Source organism: Rhizobium sp. 01T437 (assembly GCF_056398505.1).
This window is the reverse complement of record NZ_JBFTPM010000006.1, coordinates 307629-325617: the sequence shown is the minus strand read 5'-3', so window position 1 is coordinate 325617 and position 17989 is coordinate 307629. Positions and strand designations below refer to the sequence as shown.

At 61.0% G+C, this 17989-nt stretch carries 20 protein-coding genes; 9 read left to right on the top strand and 11 right to left on the bottom strand.

Annotation, left to right across the window (positions count from 1 at the left end; translation table 11 throughout):
• Positions 1–112: 112 nt before the first annotated feature.
• The 3 genes from AC1DM5_RS14630 to AC1DM5_RS14620 all read left to right on the top strand — a co-directional run bounded on the left by AC1DM5_RS14630 (position 113) and on the right by AC1DM5_RS14620 (position 3498).
• The gene (locus AC1DM5_RS14630) at positions 113–616 is read left to right on the top strand and encodes a cupin domain-containing protein (protein WP_037100757.1); all 504 of its coding nucleotides are present in this window, start codon (positions 113–115) and stop codon (positions 614–616) included.
• A 96-nt stretch (positions 617–712) separates the two neighbouring features.
• On the top strand, positions 713–1660 hold the full coding sequence (gshB, locus tag AC1DM5_RS14625) for a glutathione synthase (RefSeq protein ID WP_477819148.1): 948 nt from the start codon (positions 713–715) through the stop codon (positions 1658–1660).
• A gap of 308 nt (positions 1661–1968) precedes the next feature.
• Positions 1969–3498 (top strand): YifB family Mg chelatase-like AAA ATPase, encoded by a 1530-nt coding sequence (locus tag AC1DM5_RS14620; protein ID WP_477819147.1) that lies wholly within the window; start codon positions 1969–1971, stop codon positions 3496–3498.
• Positions 3499–3558: 60 nt separating this feature from the next.
• On the opposite strand, the gene cysK is transcribed toward AC1DM5_RS14620, so the two are convergent.
• Both cysK and AC1DM5_RS14610 read right to left on the bottom strand, forming a co-directional pair.
• Entirely contained in the window at positions 3559–4521 is a 963-nt protein-coding gene (gene cysK / locus AC1DM5_RS14615) for a cysteine synthase A (RefSeq protein WP_477819146.1), read from the bottom strand.
• A gap of 142 nt (positions 4522–4663) precedes the next feature.
• Positions 4664–5281 (bottom strand): LysE family translocator, encoded by a 618-nt coding sequence (locus AC1DM5_RS14610; RefSeq protein ID WP_477819145.1) that lies wholly within the window; start codon positions 5279–5281, stop codon positions 4664–4666.
• 231 nt (positions 5282–5512) lie between these two features.
• Here AC1DM5_RS14610 and AC1DM5_RS14605 point away from each other — a divergent pair, with 231 nt between their 5' ends.
• Complete coding sequence (locus AC1DM5_RS14605; protein ID WP_112970044.1) at positions 5513–6031, top strand: Dps family protein; 519 nt, start codon at positions 5513–5515, stop codon at positions 6029–6031.
• 21 nt (positions 6032–6052) lie between these two features.
• Here the strand turns inward: AC1DM5_RS14605 and AC1DM5_RS14600 are convergent, their stop codons facing one another.
• The gene (locus tag AC1DM5_RS14600) at positions 6053–6967 is read right to left on the bottom strand and encodes a DMT family transporter (RefSeq protein WP_477819144.1); all 915 of its coding nucleotides are present in this window, start codon (positions 6965–6967) and stop codon (positions 6053–6055) included.
• A 96-nt stretch (positions 6968–7063) separates the two neighbouring features.
• Here AC1DM5_RS14600 and AC1DM5_RS14595 point away from each other — a divergent pair, with 96 nt between their 5' ends.
• Positions 7064–7531 (top strand): Lrp/AsnC family transcriptional regulator, encoded by a 468-nt coding sequence (locus AC1DM5_RS14595; protein WP_376776545.1) that lies wholly within the window; start codon positions 7064–7066, stop codon positions 7529–7531.
• Between the two features lie 2 nt (positions 7532–7533).
• Here AC1DM5_RS14595 and AC1DM5_RS14590 read toward each other — a convergent pair whose 3' ends face one another.
• Together AC1DM5_RS14590 and dut are read right to left on the bottom strand one after the other, a co-directional pair.
• Positions 7534–8427, bottom strand: coding sequence for a GNAT family N-acetyltransferase (locus AC1DM5_RS14590; RefSeq protein WP_477819143.1), 894 nt, complete (start codon positions 8425–8427; stop codon positions 7534–7536).
• Positions 8424–8894 (bottom strand): dUTP diphosphatase, encoded by a 471-nt coding sequence (gene dut / locus AC1DM5_RS14585; RefSeq protein ID WP_477819142.1) that lies wholly within the window; start codon positions 8892–8894, stop codon positions 8424–8426. Before dut ends, AC1DM5_RS14590 begins: the two co-directional genes overlap by 4 nt.
• A 90-nt stretch (positions 8895–8984) precedes the next feature.
• On the opposite strand from dut, the gene AC1DM5_RS14580 reads away from it, so the two are divergent.
• Complete coding sequence (locus AC1DM5_RS14580) at positions 8985–10568, top strand: peptide chain release factor 3 (RefSeq protein WP_477819141.1); 1584 nt, start codon at positions 8985–8987, stop codon at positions 10566–10568.
• Here AC1DM5_RS14580 and AC1DM5_RS14575 read toward each other — a convergent pair whose 3' ends face one another.
• Positions 10569–11462 carry a LysR substrate-binding domain-containing protein gene (locus tag AC1DM5_RS14575; protein ID WP_477975170.1) on the bottom strand — a complete coding sequence of 298 codons (894 nt, stop codon included), beginning with the start codon at positions 11460–11462 and terminating at the stop codon, positions 10569–10571.
• Positions 11463–11572: 110 nt separating this feature from the next.
• On the opposite strand from AC1DM5_RS14575, the gene AC1DM5_RS14570 reads away from it, so the two are divergent.
• A complete protein-coding gene (locus AC1DM5_RS14570; RefSeq protein ID WP_477819139.1) occupies positions 11573–12280 on the top strand; it encodes a glutathione S-transferase family protein in 708 nt (235 codons plus the stop codon).
• Between the two features lie 39 nt (positions 12281–12319).
• Here AC1DM5_RS14570 and AC1DM5_RS14565 read toward each other — a convergent pair whose 3' ends face one another.
• Entirely contained in the window at positions 12320–12706 is a 387-nt protein-coding gene (locus AC1DM5_RS14565; RefSeq protein WP_477819138.1) for a RidA family protein, read from the bottom strand.
• 81 nt (positions 12707–12787) lie between these two features.
• Here AC1DM5_RS14565 and AC1DM5_RS14560 point away from each other — a divergent pair, with 81 nt between their 5' ends.
• Together AC1DM5_RS14560 and tsaA are read left to right on the top strand one after the other, a co-directional pair.
• Complete coding sequence (locus AC1DM5_RS14560; protein ID WP_477819137.1) at positions 12788–13315, top strand: Lrp/AsnC family transcriptional regulator; 528 nt, start codon at positions 12788–12790, stop codon at positions 13313–13315.
• A 71-nt stretch (positions 13316–13386) separates the two neighbouring features.
• A complete protein-coding gene (gene tsaA, locus AC1DM5_RS14555) occupies positions 13387–13890 on the top strand; it encodes a tRNA (N6-threonylcarbamoyladenosine(37)-N6)-methyltransferase TrmO (RefSeq protein WP_477975168.1) in 504 nt (167 codons plus the stop codon).
• 14 nt (positions 13891–13904) lie between these two features.
• Here tsaA and AC1DM5_RS14550 read toward each other — a convergent pair whose 3' ends face one another.
• Genes AC1DM5_RS14550 through AC1DM5_RS14535 form a run of 4 tightly spaced genes read right to left on the bottom strand, consistent with a single transcriptional unit; the run spans position 13905 to position 17972 of the window.
• Positions 13905–14114, bottom strand: a complete 210-nt coding sequence (locus AC1DM5_RS14550) for a TOBE domain-containing protein (protein ID WP_025669386.1) — start codon at positions 14112–14114, stop codon at positions 13905–13907.
• 60 nt (positions 14115–14174) lie between these two features.
• Positions 14175–15548 carry an alpha,alpha-trehalose-phosphate synthase (UDP-forming) gene (otsA, locus tag AC1DM5_RS14545; RefSeq protein ID WP_477819135.1) on the bottom strand — a complete coding sequence of 458 codons (1374 nt, stop codon included), beginning with the start codon at positions 15546–15548 and terminating at the stop codon, positions 14175–14177.
• A 39-nt stretch (positions 15549–15587) separates the two neighbouring features.
• Positions 15588–16385: a trehalose-phosphatase gene (gene otsB, locus AC1DM5_RS14540; protein WP_477819134.1), complete on the bottom strand. Its 798-nt coding sequence runs from the start codon at positions 16383–16385 to the stop codon at positions 15588–15590.
• Positions 16386–16433: 48 nt separating this feature from the next.
• Entirely contained in the window at positions 16434–17972 is a 1539-nt protein-coding gene (locus AC1DM5_RS14535; protein WP_477819133.1) for a S10 family peptidase, read from the bottom strand.
• Positions 17973–17989: the final 17 nt, after the last annotated feature.

Genomic DNA, 17989 nt, shown 5'->3' with positions numbered 1-17989 from the left:
CTAAAAACTGACGAATAAGCTTTCGTTAAAATTTTAGCGTCTGCTTGAACGGGCTTTTACGACTCTTTTGTTATCCACGGCTCAGCTAGGGGTAGCAAACTGGGGGTAATTCATGGCCTTGAAGATGATGCTTGCAACCGCGGTCGCCATGGCAGCGCGGTCCGTGCCTTACGCCGCGTTGAAGCCATCAGGTAAATCTTTCGTTGCACAGGCAAGCGACGGCATGGTGCTGAAGTCGACGCCTATCAATCCGGACTGGATCATCAGCGGCAATCCGCAGGCGCGTACGGCAGAACATTCCCGCGGCCATGACGAAGCATCGCTGACGGCGATCTGGGATTGCACATCGGGCGAATTCCGCTGGCGTTTCGGCTGGGACGAGACGGTCATGATCCTCGAAGGCGAAGTGCACGTCACCACCGAAGATGGCCTGGAACGCACGCTGCAGGTTGGCGATGTCGCTTTCTTTGCCGGCGGCACCTGGGCAAACTGGCGGGTCGACAATTATGTCCGTAAGGTCGCCTTCCTGCGCAAGCCTTTCCCGAAGCCGCTCGCCATTGCCTATCGCCTGCGCAACCTCTTGCGCAACGGCGGCGGCACCGGCATCGCGGCCTGAAAATTGCGCCGGCGGAGGCGCGCGAAGCCATTCATTGCCGTTGCGTTTGACGCCTGACCGACCTACATCTGGGCGGCATCAGCTCAAGGGACGGAAATGGCCAAGATCAAGAACGTAGCGGTCCAGATGGACCATGTCTCCGGCATCAATATCGCGGGCGATTCCACCTTCGCCATGAGCCTTGAGGCTCAGGCGCGTGGCTACAAGCTCTTCCATTACACGCCCGATCGCCTGAGCTTCCGCGATGACAAGCTCTATGCCGCCGTCGAGCCGATGGTGCTGCGCGACGTCAAGGGCGATCACTATGAACTCGGCGCGCCTGAGCGCATCGACCTGTCGACCATGGATGTCGTCCTGCTGCGCCAGGACCCGCCTTTCGACATGTCCTACATCACCTCGACGCATCTTCTGGAGCGCATCCATCCGAAGACGCTCGTCGTCAATGATCCGGCCTGGGTGCGCAACTCGCCGGAAAAGATTTTCGTCACCGAATTTTCAGACCTGATGCCGAAGACGCTGATCACCAAGGATCCGGGCGAGATCCGCCGCTTCCGCGACGAGATGGGCGATATCATCCTGAAGCCGCTCTACGGCAATGGCGGCGCCGGCGTTTTCCATTCCACCAAGGACGACCGCAACCTGTCCTCGCTGCTCGAAATGTTCGGCCAGCTCTTCCGCGAGCCTTTCATCGCTCAGCAGTACCTGCCAGACGTGCGCAAGGGCGACAAGCGCATCATCCTCGTTGACGGCGAATTTGCCGGCGCCATCAATCGCGTCCCGGCCGAGCATGACAGTCGCTCCAACATGCATGTCGGCGGCCGCGCCGAGGCGACCGAACTGACGGCGCGCGAAAAGGAAATCTGCGAACGCATTGGCCCGGCTCTGCGCGAACGCGGCTTCCTGCTCGTCGGCATCGATGTGATCGGCGATTATATGACCGAGATCAACGTGACCTCGCCGACCGGTATCCGCGAAGTGAAGAAGTTCGGCGGCGCCGATATCGCAAGTCTGTTGTGGGATGCGATCGAGCGCAAGCGCGGCTAAAGCAATACCAGCAAAAGTGCATAGCGGTTTTGCGTTCGGAATTGCGGGCAAAAAAGAGCAATACCAGCAAAACTGTGCAGCGATTTTGTGTGAAAACAAAGAGATAGAGCCTTTTCGTGTTTCGAAGAAAAACGGAAATGCTCCAAGTGTTCCGCCTTTGATCGCCTTCGTTCCGGCTTTACAACCTGCTGCAATTTGATTGCAGCAGATAGCTGAGTTCGTTCGCTTATCGTTCTTGTTTTATTCCAGATTCCATGCCAGATTGTGACCGCCTTCATAGGTTGGGGTTCAGGGTCACGGGGCAGGGCATGGTCGCGCGCGTCAGCACGGTTGCATTTCAGGGCATTGAAGGTGTGCCGGTCGAGGTCCAGGTCATGGTCGCTCCCGGTAAGATGGGAATCCAGATCGTCGGGCTTCCTGACAAGGCGGTGGCGGAAAGTCGCGAGCGGGTGCAGGCGGCCCTGCACGCTTCCGGCCTGGCGCTGCCATCCAAGCGCGTGACGGTCAATCTTGCGCCAGCCGATCTTCCAAAAGAGGGTAGTCATTTCGATCTCCCTATCGCACTTGGCCTGATGGCGGCACTCGGCGCCATCCCGGCGGATGCCTTGTCCGACTATGTTGTCGTCGGCGAACTCAATCTCGACGGCACAATTGCCGCCATCGCCGGTGCGCTGCCGGCTGCAATCGGCGCAAATGCGGCTGGAAAGGGCCTGATCTGCCCGGCCGAAAGCGGATCGGAGGCAGCATGGGCAGGTTCCGGGGTCGATATCCTGGCGCCACGGAGCCTGATCGCACTCGCCAATCATTTCCGCGGCACACAGATCCTCTCACGTCCGGAACCGTCCATTCGCCCGAATGCCGCCAACCTTCCCGATCTCGCGGAGATCAAGGGGCAGGAAAGCGCCAAGCGGGCGCTGGAAGTGGCGGCTGCCGGCGGCCATAACCTCCTGATGGTCGGGCCTCCCGGCTCCGGCAAATCGATGCTGGCCTCGAGGCTGCCGTCCATCCTGCCACCGCTCTCGGCTGCCGAACTGCTCGAAGTTTCAATGATCCATTCCATCGCCGGCCAACTGTCCGGCGGCAAGCTCTCCGACCGCCGGCCCTTTCGCACGCCGCACCATTCGGCGACCATGGCAGCTCTCATCGGCGGCGGCCTGCGTGCCCGGCCGGGCGAGGCTTCGCTTGCCCATCATGGCGTGCTTTTCCTCGACGAGTTTCCGGAATTCGCGCCACAAGTACTCGATGCCCTGCGTCAGCCGCTGGAAAGCGGCGAATGCGTCATCGCGCGCGCCAATCACCGCGTCTCCTATCCGGCGCGGATCCAGCTCATTGCGGCCATGAACCCCTGCCGCTGCGGCATGGCGGGCGAGCCCGGCCACACCTGTGCCCGAGGACCGCGCTGCATGACGGATTATCAGGCCCGCATCTCCGGTCCGCTGATGGACCGCATCGATATCCGCATCGACGTGCCGGCCGTTTCCGCCGCCGACCTGATCCGGCCGACGGTAGCCGAAGCGAGTGCCGATGTTGCCCGGCGCGTTGCGCGTGCCCGTGACATTCAGCGTGAACGCTATGCTGCAGGCGCTGTGGGTATTTCCACCAATGCCGGATGCTCGACGGCAATGATCGAGAAATTCGCAGAGCCGGATGCGGCAGGATTGCAGCTGTTGCGAGATGCCGCGGACAAGATGAAGTTTTCGGCGCGCGGTTACCACCGCGTTCTGAAGGTTGCCCGCACGCTTGCCGATCTCGACGGCAAGGAAATGGTCGGCCGCATTCATCTGGCCGAGGCGATTTCCTATCGTGTTGCTGGCGAGAGGCTTACCGCTGCGGCATGATAAAAGGGGCGCCGAAGCGCCCCAGGTACCGGGTGAGAGGAAGAACCCCGGAAGGTTCGATCAGCTTCCAAGACCTTCAAACAATGCCGTCGAAAGATACCGTTCCGCGAAGGACGGGATGATGACGACGATGTTCTTGCCGGCGTTTTCCGGACGGCGGCCGACCTCGATCGCGGCCGTCAATGCTGCACCCGAGGAGATGCCGACCGGCACGCCTTCGAGCTTGGCGACGAGGCGCGCCTGCTGAAACGCGTCGTCATTGCTGACGGTGACGACTTCGTCATAGATGCTGGTATCGAGAATCTTCGGTGCGAAGCCGGCGCCGATGCCCTGGATCTTGTGCGGGCCGGGCGTGCCGCCTGACAGTACCGGCGAGTCCGCCGGCTCGACGGCCACGACCCGGATATCCGGTTTGCGGCTCTTCAGCACTTGGCCGACGCCGGTAATCGTGCCGCCGGTGCCGATGCCGGCAACGAAGATATCGACCGTGCCATCCGTATCGTTCCAGATTTCCTCGGCGGTCGTCTTGCGGTGGATTTCCGGGTTGGCCGGGTTTTCGAACTGCTGCGGGATAACGGCGTCGGGCAGCGAGGCGGCGAGTTCTTCCGCCTTGGCGATCGCCCCCTTCATGCCCTTCGGTCCTTCGGTCAGCACCAACTCGGCGCCGAGCAGCGCCAGCATCTTGCGGCGCTCGACGGACATGGTTTCCGGCATGGTGAGGATCAGCCGGTAGCCTTTGGCGGCGGCGGCGAAAGCGAGCGCGATACCGGTATTGCCCGAGGTCGGCTCGATCAGCACGGTCTTGCCGGGTGAGATCTTGCCCTGCGTTTCCAGGTTCTCGATCATGGCAACGCCGATACGGTCCTTCACCGAGGCGATTGGGTTGAAGAATTCCAGCTTGGCAAGGATGTTGGCCACCACGCCCTTTTCCTTGGCGAGTTTGTCGAGGCGAACGAGTGGCGTGTCGCCGATTGTGTCCGTTATCGAGGAATAGATGCGGCCGCGGCCCGGTTTGTGCGACATGGTGCTCTCCCTTTGAAATCCATTCTGAAATCTGTGGAGAGAATAGGGTCAAAGTGGTGATGAGACCAGAGTGGCTTCACCCGCCGGCCGCTTGAGCTGGAGAAAAAATCCTTTGAGAACCGTCCGTTGCCGAATGTTTATTTCAGGCGGCGCGCGTGGCGATGAAGGCTGCCGTACCCGCCAGGATGCTTGCGGCGACGCGGTTCAGCGCCTGCAATGCACGCGGCTGCTTCAGCATCGTACGGGCGCGCGACGCAAGCATCATGTAGGGAATGAGCACGATCATCAGCACCACGAAAGTGACGGCGAGCAGGATGAGATACTCGCGCATGCCGATGCTGCCGAGATCGATCAAGGTCGGCACCAGCGCCACGTAGAACAGCATGGTCTTCGGATTGCCGAGCGTCACCAGCAGGCCGGAGAGGAAGGACATGCCGGCACTGCTGGATTTCTTCGCGGCGATATCCTGCGGCAGCAGGCCGGCAGTCCAGAGCTTCCAGGCGATGTAGCCGAGATAGAGGGCACCTGCGATCTTGATGACGAGGAAGATCTCAGTGAAGGTCTGCGCCACGAAGGCAAGACCGAGGATGACAGCGGTGAGATAGGTCATGTCACCGAGCACGAGGCCGAGACCCATGAAGAAGGTCTCGCAGAAGTTCGAGCCGAGTGCACGCGCCACGATCGCCGTGATCCCCGGGCCGGGAATGGCGGCGGCGATGAACAGGGCTCCGGCATAGGCGATCAGGACGGTAAGGCTCATCTTCATATCCACTGGCTTGCGCAGCCTCTCTATAGGCGCGCAAGGCAGGCCTCATCAATCGCCTGGCGCTGATCTGTCCATAACCATAAAGAATAGGTCGGCTGAACCATGATCTACTTGGAAACCGATCCGGCCTTGCTATTTTCCCCTTGCAAGCGGCCGCAGACACGGCCCGCCGCGGCTTCCCAAGGCTGTCGGCGCAGAAGGTTTTCATCACCAAGGAGAGAATGCATGTCGCCTACCTCAGCCGAAGCCCGCAGACGTTCGCCGCTCAAGACCCCTTCCGACCTGCCGACCAACGCGATCACCGATATTTCGGCCGCGTTGACCGCGCTGCTCGCCGATGTGTTTGCGCTTTATGTGAAGACCAAGAACTTCCATTGGCACATGTCCGGCCCGCATTTTCGCGATTACCATCTGCTGCTCGATGAGCAGGCGGAACAGATCTTCGATATGACGGACGAGGTTGCCGAACGCGCCCGCAAGATCGGCGGCACGACGCTGCGCTCGATCGGCCAGATCGCCCGCCAGCAGCGCATTCCGGACAATGATGCTGACTACGTCACCCCCGAGGATATGCTCTCCGAGCTGCGCGAAGACAACCTTCACCTCGTCTCCATCCTGCGCGAAGTGCACGAAGTCTGCGACGAGCATAACGATGTCGCGACCGCAAGCCTGATCGAGAACTGGATCGACCAGAGCGAGCGCCGTACCTGGTTCCTGTTCGAAACGACCCGCCAAGCGAAGTAACAGGTAAGCCGAAGTAATGGCTCAGCGTCCGGCCGCCGGCAGGCGAATAAGTCTCGCCGGCGACCAGCCCAGATTCATGCCGGCGGCGGCAAGCAGAATAACCGCCGCCCCGGCAATCTGCATCGGCTGCAGTGCGTGGTCGAAAGCGAAACGGTCGACTAGGATCGCGGCGACCGGATAGATGAACGACAAAGCGCCGGTCAGATGGGTCGGCAGCTTCTGGATCGCGCCATAAAGCAGCACATACATGAGACCGGTATGGACGACGCCGACGGCGATCAGGATCATCCAGGAACTGCTATCGGCGGGAAGGTTCGAGAAATCGGTCATCGGCGCCAGCATGACGATGCCGGTGGAAACCTGGATCAGCGCGATCAGATGCGGCGGCGTGCCTTTCAACCATTTGGCGGCAAGCGCTGCCAGCGCATAAAAGAAGGCGGCACCCAGCGCCATCAGGATGCCGAGACCGTAGCTGCCGGAGACTGCATCGGTATTTGGTTTCGCCTCGACGATAACAGCCATGCCGGCAAAGGAAAGCCCGAGCCAGAAGAGCTTGGTGCCGGTGATCTTCTCCCCAAGAAAGAGTGCGCCGAGCGCAAGCAGCATGAAGGGCTGGGTGTTGTACACCGTCGTCGCGATCGAGATCGAGGCGTGCGAATAGGAGGCGAACAGCAGCAGCCAGTTGGAGACGATTGCTATGCCGCCGAAGACAGCTATAGCGAGCGATCGCAGGCTGATGATGCCGGGCCTCAGCAGGCCGAGCGCGGTGCAGACCACCAGCAGGGTCAGCGCGCCGAAGAAGCAGCGCCAGAAGACCACGCCGCTGACCGGCTGACCCGACATGACGACGAACCAGCCGATCGTTCCCGAGATCAGCATCGCTGCCGTCATCTCTGCTGTGCCTCTTCTGATGTCACTCTGCATCGCCATCTCCATTCGTTAGCGGGAAATTGTATTGCGGCATCGCAGCATTTTCTATAAGCTGAAAAAGGGAAAGGCTGGATAAACCTAATCTTGTTAGGAGTTTTTGCCATGTTGGCTAACGAGATGCAGGCAGTCGACGATATTGACCGCGCAATGATAGAGGCGCTGGCAGGAAATTCGCGTATTTCCCTAAAAGAGCTCGCCCAGGCTGTAGGACTTTCTTCGCCGAGCGCGGCAGAGCGTCTGCGTCGGCTCGAGGATCGCGGCGTCGTGACGCTCTTCACCATCGATCTCGATCCGGCGGCGATCGGTTATCCCTTGCAGGCGATCGTGCGGGTGCGTCCACTGCCCGGTCAACTCCACATCGTCGAGCGTATTATCCAGGACACGCCCGAATTCATCGAATGCGATAAGGTGACCGGAGACGATTGTTTCATCGCCCGCCTCGTCGTCCGCTCCATGGGAGAGCTCGATAGCATTCTCGACAAGGTCGCCGAGCGCGCGGAGACCAATACGTCGATGATTAAATCCTCGCCGGTCAAGCGGCGCCTGCCGCCCCTGATACGGAAAAAATAGTCTCAGAAATCCGCCATTGGCGACAGCATGGCGGGATGATCGAGGCTCATCTCCTCCAGTCCACGCAGCATGAGCCGTGTTCCGCCTCCGTAAGGCGTCGCCTCGCCGGACCAGCCGAGCCTGTCCGGCCGGAACTGCGTTTCGACTGACGTTGCCTGGATGCCGAGACCGGCAAGGATGGCGGCGAGTGAGGGGATTTCACGCGCGACCACGTCGAGAAGAACGACGTGGCCGGGTGCCGGCATCTTCCATGCGATGACGGCCTTGCTCTCTTCCAGATAGCTCAAGCGGATATCGGGATCGAGCTGCGTGTTGATGAGGAACATCGCAGAGCTGCTGGCGACAGCGAGCGTCTCCGAAACTGGCTCGCGGTTCCTCAGCAGGCCCTGAAGCAGAGCGAGATCATCGGCATCGCGGGGCTGAAGAGGCCGTGATGCGGCGGCACCTTCAGACTTTGGTGCAGCGCCGACATACTTGTGAAGCGGAAGTGAGCGGAAACCGTAGGGCTCATAAAGCGCCGGCTTGTCCGTGTAGAGGATGATGGCCTCGAAATCCCGCGCCTCACACCAGGCAAGCGCCTTGCCCGTCACATCTCGGTAAAGGCCGCGGCCGCGCCATGGCGGGCGGACCGCGCCGGACTGAAAGGCGGCGGCATTGATGAGCCTGCCGTTGAGGACAAAAGGCATGGCGAAGGCGGAGAGATTAGCGGCGAGCAGGCCTTCATCCGTAAACCAGCCGAACGGCATACTGGTCGGGTCTGGGCCGCCAAGTTCGCGCAGCGGATCGATATCGATGCCGAACGTATCGTCGAGAAGCGAGACGAGAGCGGCCCAGGCCGCCGGGTCGCTGAAATAGTCCTGCCGGAAATAGAGGCCGGTCGTATCAGCGGCGCTCATACGCCTGTCGAGCCGAACCCGCCGGCGCCGCGTATGGTTTCGGTCGTCTCCGAGACTTCGGCGATGCGGGTCTGAACGAATGGCGCAATCACCATCTGCGCGATGCGCATGCCGCGTGTCACCATAAAATCCTCCTCGCCGTGATTGACGAGAATGACCTTCACTTCGCCGCGATAGTCGCAATCGACGGTGCCGGGCGCATTGAGGCAGGTGACGCCATTCTTGGCGGCAAGGCCCGAACGCGGACGAATCTGCCCCTCGAAACCCTCTGGGATTTCAAAGATGAAACCGGTCGGAACAAGAGCGCGCTTGCCGGGCGCCAGCACCAGCGGCTTGTCCTCTTCGATTGCCGCGCGCAGGTCCATGCCGGCTGCTCCGCGCGTTTCATAGGCGGGCAGATCAAGGCCTTGGCCGTTGGGCAGGCGGATGAGATTGAGGGTCGGGCGGGTGTCGGTGTGAATGGTCATGCGGCATTACTTCGCGCCACACGCCGCAAGGTCAATTGCAATGACGCTCTTTAGTCGCTAGATACGCGGCAATTCCACAGGATTTACATTATGGCCGAAAGTCTCGCCGAGGCGGTCTCCCGCCGCCGCACATTCGCTATTATCGCGCACCCGGACGCGGGTAAGACGACGCTCACCGAAAAGCTGCTGCTGTTCGGCGGCGCCATTCAGCTCGCCGGTGAAGTGAAGGCGAAGAAGGACCGCATTCAGACCCGCTCGGACTGGATGAAGATCGAGCGCGAACGCGGCATCTCGGTCGTGACTTCGGTCATGACCTTCGAGTATGAAGGCAATGTCTTCAACATTCTCGACACGCCCGGTCACGAAGACTTCGCCGACGATACCTACCGTACGCTCACGGCAGTCGATGCCGCCGTCATGGTCATCGACGCCGCCAAGGGTATCGAGCCGCGCACGCTGAAGCTTTTCGAAGTCTGCCGCATGCGCGACATTCCGATCATCACCTTCATCAACAAGATGGACCGCGAAAGCCGCGACCCCTTCGAGATCCTGGATGAAGTTGAAGAGAAGCTGGCGCTTGATACGGCCCCGGTCACCTGGCCGATCGGTCGCGCCAAGACCTTTTGCGGCTCCTATCACCTGAAGGAAAACACCGTTCGCGGCTCCGATACGGAAATCGCCGTCACCGCCGTCAATGGTCCGCAGAGTGTCGCCGACCGCCTGCCGGAAAATGAGCGCGACGCCTTCATCGAAGAAGTCGAGTTGGCAATAGAGGCCTGCCGTCCCTTCGATCGGGAATCTTTCCTCGAAGGTCATATGACGCCGGTTTTCTTCGGCTCGGCCCTGCGCAATTTCGGTGTGCGCGATCTCATTAACGCGCTCGGTGATTTTGCTCCGCCGCCGCGTGACCAGGTGGCCGATATCCGCACCGTGCATGCCGCCGAAGACAGGATGACGGCCTTCGTCTTCAAGATTCAGGCGAACATGGACCCGAACCATCGCGACCGTATCGCCTTCGCTCGCATCTGCTCCGGCAAACTGGAGCGCGGCATGAAGGCGCGGCTAGCACGTACCGGCAAGCAGCTCGGCCTCACCGCGCCGCAGTTCTTCTTTGCCTCGCAGCGCCAGCTCGCCGATACGGCTTTCGCCGGTGATGTGGTCGGCATTCCGAACCATGGCACGCTGCGCATCGGCGATACGCTGACGGAAGGCGAAAGCTTGGTTTTCCAGGGCGTGCCGAATTTCTCGCCGGAAATCCTGCGCCGTGTGCGCCTGGAAGACGCCATGAAGGCCAAGAAGCTGAAGGAAGCCCTGCAGCAGATGGCTGAAGAAGGTGTCGTTCAGCTCTTCCAGCCGGAGGATGGTTCGCCTGCCATCGTCGGTGTCGTCGGCGCGCTGCAGCTCGATGTCCTGAAGGAGCGCCTGATGGCCGAATATGGCCTGCCGGTCTCCTTCGAAATGTCGCGCTTCTCCGTCTGCCGCTGGATTTCGTCCGACCAGGCTGCTGAACTCGACAAGTTCCTCACCGTCAAGCGCGGCGATATCGCCCGCGATCTGGATGGCGACCCGGTCTTCCTGGCGCAAGATGGTTTCTCGCTGCGCTACGAGGCAGAGCGCTATCCGGCGATCAAGATGGTGGCAATCAAGGAATATCACGCGGCCAAGGCCGCCTGATCACCCCGCCAGCCGTTCGGCAAGGAACTCGACGACCGCGCGCACGGAGGGCAATTGCCCTCGTCGGTGCGGCATCAGGATCGTTGTCGTGATGCTGCCGGCCGTCCAGCCGGGAAGCAGACGCACGAGTTGGCCGTCCTTCAAAGCGTCGTTGCAGACCGAGGTCGGCAGAATGGTAATGCCCATGCCGGCCGCAGCCGCTTTCAGCAGCACCATCGGCTCGTCTGCCGCCATCACAGGCCGAGGCGTTACCATCGCCTCAGCGCCGTTATCCGAGATGAGACGCCACTGCTCCTCGGAAAGGCTGGGCATGATCGCCCTGTGACCGGCAATATCCTCCGGCCATTCGGGTTTCCCATACTGCGCTATGTAGTCGGGCGAGGCGACAAGCAGGAACGGATGAGCCGCGATCCGGCGCTGCACGAGCGTCGAATCCCCGAGTGGAAAGCGGTGRCTGCGCAGCGCAATGTCGAATCCTTCCTGAACGATATCGACGAAACGATCCGTCACGTGCAGTGATATCTTCAGCTTTGGATAGCGTGCTGTCAGTTCGGCCAGATGGTCGGCGAGCGTGAATTGCGCCGTCGGCACCGCTGCAGTCAGCCTGACGATACCGCTCGGCTCTCCCAGGCGGTTGCGCACGATACTCTCGGCCATTTCCGCTTCGATGATCGAAGCCTGCGCATGGTCGAAGAAATCCCCGCCGATATCCGTCAGTGCGAAGCTGCGCGACGTGCGCTGGATCAGCCGCACGCCGAGCCTCTCCTCCAGTTCCGCCACGCGTTTGCTGATCGTCGATTTCGGAATGCCGAGATGGCGTCCTGCCGCCGTGAAGCTGCCGCTTTCCACCGCTTGCACGAAGAGATGGAGGTCGTTGAGGTTGAAGGCGGTCACATTTATCTTCCATGCTTGTGGACTTTAAGATGCATTATCGCCGTCTACTGCCTCATCGTCCATGAAATCATATTGGTTGGGTCAACAATTCCTATGGAAAGGACCCGATAATGTCCCTCATATTGTTTTACGGCGTGCCGGAAGGTTGTTCCTTCGGTTCGATCGTCGCACTGGAATGGTCCGGCCTGCCGTACCGTCTCTGCCGCGTTCAGATGCCGGAAGTCGTCTCCGGTGACGAATACAGGCGCATCAACACCGTCGGCGAAACGCCGTCATTGCTGCTGCCCGATGGCCGGCTGATCAGCGAAAGCATGGCGATCCTGAATTACATAGGCGCGCAGTCGATCGACAAAGGATTGGGCTTTGCGCAGGGTACCGCGGATTTCGACCGCCTGAACCAGATGCTCGCCTATTTGAACACCAGCTTCTTCAATGCTTTCAGCCCGCTTTGGCACGCTGTCGAGCATGAACTGGAACCGAAAGAGAAAGACGTTCTCGTCGCCTACGGCACGGCCAAGGTGGAAAAGGCGCACCGCACGCTGGAGGGTCTGCTTGCCGGCCGGAAATGGCTGCTCGGCAACAGGCCCGGCATTGCGGATGCCTATTTCACCGGCATCGCCCGCTGGAACGACTTCCATAAGGTCGTCGATATCAGCCAGTTTCCTGCGCTGAACGATCTCTATCAGCGCATGCTGCAGGAGCCAGCCGTTCGCTTCGCGCATGCGATCGAGCACCAGGAAAATGCGGAAAGCACCGGTCGCTTTCTGGGAGAAATCGATCTGGAAGAAGCGCTCGGCCTGCTGCGCCAGGCTGCTTGAATATCCTATGGTGCCGCCTTGTTCAGACAGGGCGGCATTTCACGCGGCAGCGATGATTTCGATTTCCACCAGCCAGTCTTTCTGAAGCGTTTGAACGACGATGGCGGTGGTCGGTACGATATGATCGCCGAGTGCGGCCAGCCGCGCATTCTGGTTTGCTTCGGCATAGTCAGCGTCCCGTAGATAGCTGGTCAGGCGCACGATATTGCTGACGTCCATGTCGGCATCCGCAAGGATCACCCGCAGGTTCGACCAGATGAGGTCGAGTTGGACCGACAGATCTCTACCCGGCGTACGCTCCGCGTCGAGGCCCATCGTGCCGCTCACGAACAGAAAGCGGGTGGGATTCCTGACCTCCATCGCGTGGATATAATCGGATGTTGCCGCATAGATGCCGCCGCTCGGACTGCGCTTCACCAGCTCCATTTGAAAGTCCCTCCCTCGAATACCTGAAAGCTTGGCGCTATTATTGCCGAATATCCTTCGGCGATAAGGCGGATTTTCCGAATGGCAAAAGAAACGAATGGTATTCGACGCCGCAGGCGAGAGCCTGAGCAACTGGACCTTTTCGACCGAAAGATATTAGGCGCGTTGGCAGAGGATGCTCTGCAGAGCTATGCGGCGCTTGGCAAAGCCGTCAATCTCTCGCCGCCCGCCGTGCATGAGCGTGTCAAGCGGCTGCGCCGGTCCGGTGTCATGAAAGGCGCGCACGCTGCGCTCGACGGTACGGCGCTCGGCAAGCCGCTGCTGGCCTTCGTGCATGTCGAGGCCGCAGGCTGGGGCAAAAGCGAAAGGCTGATGCAGCTCTGCCGCTTTCCCGAGGTGGAGGAGATGCATTCGGTTGCCGGCGACGCCAGCGTCATCTTCAAGGTGCGGACCGAAAGCCCACGCGCATTGGAAGCCTTCCTCTCGCAGGTTCATGCTGTTCCCGGCGTGATGGCCACGAAAAGCTATGTGGCGCTTTCCACCTATCTCGAGCGGACGGTTCAGGCGGACATGACGGTGGACTGGCCGGAAAACCCGCTGCCGGCCTGAAGTGCCGAAGCGCTGTATTCCAACTGCTATATCGTCATGCAATAGTGCCGTTTTTGCGGGGAGAGTAGCCGATGGTGCGAGAAAACGAGATCCGCGAAAACGAGCTGGCGCTCGACAATCCGCCTGAAGCGACGGATGCCGGTCTCGTCTTCATCGGCCGTATTGTTACGCCCTGGACCTCACGCATGGAAACCCCGCGCCAGGGCCGTCATGACGGGCCGCTCTGCCGGATCGAGATATTCGATCTCTGGGTACCAGCCCTGCAGGGTATCGCGGCCTATGAGCGGCTGGAAGTGCTTTATTGGCTCCATCAGTCGCGGCGCGACCTGCTGCTGCAGAGCCCGGCCCGCAACGGCAAGACGCACGGCACCTTTGCGTTGCGCTCACCCGTACGTCCCAATCCGATCGGCACCTCCATCGTCAAGCTGGAAGCAGTTGAGGGCAATACGGTGCTGGTCCGCGGTTTGGATTGTCTCGACGGCRCGCCGCTCCTCGACTTGAAGCCGGACCGGACCCTTTTCAAGCCCATCGCCCCGCCGCAGCTGGGCGATTTCCAGACGGGCGATGCGTCGTAGCGAACGGCGAAACGTTAGTCGACACCCACCATCACATCGGAAGCCTTGATGACGGCATAGGCCTCTGAACCGACCTTGAGGCCAAGCTCGTCAACCGCCTCGTTGGTGATGGAGGCGGTGACGATAACGCCATTACCGATATCGATGCGGATATGAGCGGTCGTCGCACCCTTCACCACATCCACGACCTTGCCCTTCAGGCGGTTGCGCGCACTGATCTTCATGAAATCCTCTCTTGTTGTGCTCGCGAGACTATCTGCCGACAGACTTCAGCGTCAAATCGTTCAGGCGGCGAGATCGCCGAGAAAGTCATCGCACCAGCGCGAGACGTCGTGCTCCAGCAGATGGTCCATCATCCGCCGCCAGCGGTCGCGGCGCTCCTCGAGCGGCATGTTGAGGCCGCGCGCCAGCGCATTGGATGTGCCGACAATGTCGTAGGGATTGACAAGCAGCGCTCCGTTCAGCTCGCGCGCTGCGCCGGCAAAACGGGAGAGGACCAGCACGCCCGGATCATCAGGGTCCTGCGCGGCAACATATTCCTTGGCGACGAGGTTCATGCCGTCGCGCAACGGCGTCACGAGGCCGACCTTGGCAAGCCGATAGAGACCCGCGAGTACCGGCCGGCTGACAGAGCGGTTGATATAGCGGATCGGCACCCAGTCGACCGTGCCGAGTGCACCGTTCACGCGGCCGGCCTGTTCTGCGACCGTGCGCTGCATTGCCTCGTATTCCGGCACTTCAGAGCGCGATTTTGGAGTGATTTGCAGATAGGTGACCTGGCGCTGATGTGCCGGATTGTTGGTGACGAAATGCTCGAAGGCATCGATACGCTGGGTAATGCCCTTGGAATAATCCAGCCTGTCCACGCCGATGATAAGGCTGCGGTCTTCGATACTATGGCGTGCCTTCAGCACCATGCTGTGCGTGCCGGCCTTCCTGGCGAATTCGGCGAAGGCGGCCGTCTCGATGGCGATCGGATAGGCGCCGCCGCGGAACGTGCGCTCGCCGGCGACGAAACGCCCTTCGCTGATCATGTCGCCCATCTCCTCGCGGCGCAGGCAGCCCGCAAAATTTTCAAGGTCGTGATCGGTCTGAAAGCCGACGAGATCATAGGCGGCGAGCCCGCGCATGATTTCCTCATGGACGGGCATGGCGAACAGCACGTCGGCGGGCGGCCAGGGGATATGCAGGAAGAAGCCGATCTTGTTCTTGATGCCCATCTGCCGCAGTTCCGCAGCAAGCGGGATCAGGTGATAATCGTGGACCCAGATGATGTCATCAGGCTTGATCAGTGGTGCCAGCCGATGGGCGAAGAAGCGGTTGACCCGGAAATAGCCGGCCATCTCCGTGCGCCCATATTCTGCGAGATCCAGCCGGTAATGACAGATAGGCCAGAGCATGCGGTTGGCGAAGCCGAAGTAATATTCGTCGACATCCTTGGATGTCAGGTCGGTCAGCGCATAGGTGATGTTGCCGCGCTGCTCGATCGCAAGTGGACCGGGTTCGCCCTCGTCGTTGACGTTGCCTGACCAGCCCATCCAGACACCCCCCCGTTTCCCAAGGGCGGCCTCCAGTGCGACAGCGAGCCCGCCGGCAGACGCCGCCCCTTTCTTCTCCGGAACGGGCACGCGGTTTGAAACGACGACAAGGCGGCTCATGGTAAATTCCTTTCATTAGAAATAACTGCAAAAATACAATCAGCCGGCAAAACGCGCGACGATCTCGCGGACCGCTTCCGCGGAAGGCAGAGTGCCGCGGGCGGCAGTGCCTGCAGACGGCGGGCCGACGCGGATGGAGTAACCGCCAAGCCGGTTCGCCATGCCGAACATCGCCTCATCGGTGACATCGTCACCGATCGCGATCGGATGGCGGCCGCGGAAGGCTGGAGTTGCGAGAAAGCTTTCCAATGCATCGCCCTTGTTGGCTCTGGCGGGCCGGATTTCGAGAACCATCTTGCCGTGCTGCAAGGCCCAATCCGGTCCTGCACGGTTCAGGAAACGCTGCATCAGTTCCGTCAGTTCCGCCCGCCGCGCCGGCGCAAGACGGAAATGGGCGGCGACGGCCGCGCCCTTATCCTCGATGAGGACGCCGGTCCAGCCCGCCGTTTCCGCCCGAAGTTCAATCTTCAGCCTCTCGAACTCGGCCGTTGGCTCCACCTTGAAGATGCTGCCGTCGGGGTTGCGGCGTTCGGCTCCGTGTAGTCCGGCGATGGGAAACTGGTAGGGGGCGAAGAGGCGGTCTGCATAGGTAAGCCCGCGCCCGGTCACCAGAGCCAGTGCCCCGCCGAGCCTCTGCGACAGCGCATCGAGCTGCGCAGGAAGCGACGGCGGCACGAATATCTCATCCGGCGTCGGCGCAAGATCGAGGAGCGTGCCGTCGATATCGAGGAAGAGTGCGCCGTTTTGAAGATAGGAAGAGAGCGTGGAGAGGGTTTCATCCTGCCGGGAAGCGCTGCCGGATGGCGGAGCTTCTGGTAGCTGATTGCTGTTTGCCATGCTGGAGAAACTAGGTCAGCACGCCCCTCCGGCAACCCTCGATCGTCTTCAATCCGCTGGCGGGTTGGCGGGATGCTCGGCATAGAAGGCCTTGGCATCCGCCGTGAATGCGGCGCGCTGACCGGCGGTCGTGTAGAACATATGCCCGCCGCGATAGAGCTTCAGCGATACGCGATTTCCAGCAAGGGACGGCGGCAAGTGATCGCCCACATAGCGGCTGACGCCGTAGGGCGTCACGAGATCGCTGTAACCATGGGCGATCAGCAGGTGGAAAGATGGGTTGGAGGCGAGCATCTGCCTGATATCGTCGGTGGCGCTCGCCTGGAAACGTGAACCGCCGCCGCGGCCGCTGCCCCACTCCCAGCGCTGGCTGACATCATTTTCGAGCAGCGTATAGGTCATCTCGGTTTTGAAGCCGAGCTCGTTGCGGGCGTAGTCGGCGAAGGCGCCGCCATAGGCGCGGGTAAAGCCGTCAAGGATCGCATCGTCGCCTCGGTCGTAATCGGATTCCGGATAGGGGTCGGGCGTGGCGAAGGCAGCATCGTATGGGCTCATCACCTCGCCCGCCTGCTTGCCGGAATGCTTGGCGTAAGCATCGCCGAGGAAGCCGCGATTGCGGGTAACGACATCCTGCGGAATGCCCGTAAGACCGGAGATCTTGTTGTAAAAGGCTGTTGCCGCATCGCCCGTCGGTGCTGGGCCGGCAAGCGTCGTGAGATATTCGCCAAGCGCGAAACTCTCGGCATCGCGCTGGCCGGATTCGCTGAAGCTTTTGCGCCGGTCGGCCTCGGCGGCTGCCAATGAGGGGAATTCCAGCGCGGCACCCAGCGCGAACTGGTCGGCATTGAACATCAGCTGACCTTCGAGCAGCGGTGAAAGCATGACGGTGCCGGCGATGATGATGCCCTGGCTCTGCTGCAGGGCCGAGGCGACCTTGGCGGCGCGGAAGCCGCCATAGCTTTCGCCGAGCAGATATTTCGGCGAATTGCCGCGGTTATTATGCGCGACGTAGAGGGCGATCGTCTTCGCCATCGTCTGCGCATCGGCGCCGACATTGTAATAGTTCGAGGCATCGTCGGCCTTCACCGTGCGGCTCCAGCCGGTGCCGATTGGGTCGATCAGCACGAGATCGGTAAAGTCGAGCCAGCTATGCGTGTTATCGACGAGCTTCGCATTGGCGCCGTCGCGACCATCGGGCCCGAAGTCGAGTATCTTCGGCCCCACAAGGCCGAGATGCAGGAAGGCGGAAGCCGCACCCGGCCCGCCATTGAAGGCGAAGGTGATCGGCCGGTTCGGCCCGGCATCCTTGGCGACATAGGCGGTGTAGAAGATCGCAGCGTTCTGCCCGCCATCCTGACCGAAGAGATCAAGTGTGCCTGCTGTAGCCGTATAGGCGATCTTGCGTCCATCGGCCGTCGTCAACTCGTGCTCGGTAACGGAATCGCCTGGCAGCAGCTTGAGGACGCCCTCGCGGGACGAACCCTGTGCAGCAGGAGTACGGCGTTCGCCAGCCTCCTGCGCAAAGGAGAAAGCGGGTGCGAGCGCAGCGGTCAGCGCGGCGAACAGAAACAGGGATCGGAAACGCAAGGATTTTCCTCCGGTGG

What these genes read in the sequence shown, in the direction of transcription:
- dut (WP_477819142.1), bottom strand. Translation starts at nt 8,894, where the DNA reads ATGACCATTCACACCGACACCCGCCCGACCCTCAATCTCATCCGCCTG.
- AC1DM5_RS14605 (WP_112970044.1), top strand. Translation starts at nt 5,513, where the DNA reads ATGTCGCCTACCTCAGCCGAAGCCCGCAGACGTTCGCCGCTCAAGACC.
- AC1DM5_RS14610 (WP_477819145.1), bottom strand. Translation starts at nt 5,281, where the DNA reads ATGAGCCTTACCGTCCTGATCGCCTATGCCGGAGCCCTGTTCATCGCC.
- AC1DM5_RS14630 (WP_037100757.1), top strand. Translation starts at nt 113, where the DNA reads ATGGCCTTGAAGATGATGCTTGCAACCGCGGTCGCCATGGCAGCGCGG.
- cysK (WP_477819146.1), bottom strand. Translation starts at nt 4,521, where the DNA reads ATGTCGCACAAACCGGGCCGCGGCCGCATCTATTCCTCGATAACGGAC.
- otsA (WP_477819135.1), bottom strand. Translation starts at nt 15,548, where the DNA reads ATGAGCCGCCTTGTCGTCGTTTCAAACCGCGTGCCCGTTCCGGAGAAG.
- AC1DM5_RS14565 (WP_477819138.1), bottom strand. Translation starts at nt 12,706, where the DNA reads ATGGAGCTGGTGAAGCGCAGTCCGAGCGGCGGCATCTATGCGGCAACA.
- AC1DM5_RS14590 (WP_477819143.1), bottom strand. Translation starts at nt 8,427, where the DNA reads ATGAGCGCCGCTGATACGACCGGCCTCTATTTCCGGCAGGACTATTTC.
- gshB (WP_477819148.1), top strand. Translation starts at nt 713, where the DNA reads ATGGCCAAGATCAAGAACGTAGCGGTCCAGATGGACCATGTCTCCGGC.
- otsB (WP_477819134.1), bottom strand. Translation starts at nt 16,385, where the DNA reads ATGGCAAACAGCAATCAGCTACCAGAAGCTCCGCCATCCGGCAGCGCT.
- AC1DM5_RS14595 (WP_376776545.1), top strand. Translation starts at nt 7,064, where the DNA reads ATGTTGGCTAACGAGATGCAGGCAGTCGACGATATTGACCGCGCAATG.
- AC1DM5_RS14550 (WP_025669386.1), bottom strand. Translation starts at nt 14,114, where the DNA reads ATGAAGATCAGTGCGCGCAACCGCCTGAAGGGCAAGGTCGTGGATGTG.
- AC1DM5_RS14620 (WP_477819147.1), top strand. Translation starts at nt 1,969, where the DNA reads ATGGTCGCGCGCGTCAGCACGGTTGCATTTCAGGGCATTGAAGGTGTG.
- AC1DM5_RS14600 (WP_477819144.1), bottom strand. Translation starts at nt 6,967, where the DNA reads ATGGAGATGGCGATGCAGAGTGACATCAGAAGAGGCACAGCAGAGATG.
- AC1DM5_RS14560 (WP_477819137.1), top strand. Translation starts at nt 12,788, where the DNA reads ATGGCAAAAGAAACGAATGGTATTCGACGCCGCAGGCGAGAGCCTGAG.
- AC1DM5_RS14570 (WP_477819139.1), top strand. Translation starts at nt 11,573, where the DNA reads ATGTCCCTCATATTGTTTTACGGCGTGCCGGAAGGTTGTTCCTTCGGT.
- AC1DM5_RS14580 (WP_477819141.1), top strand. Translation starts at nt 8,985, where the DNA reads ATGGCCGAAAGTCTCGCCGAGGCGGTCTCCCGCCGCCGCACATTCGCT.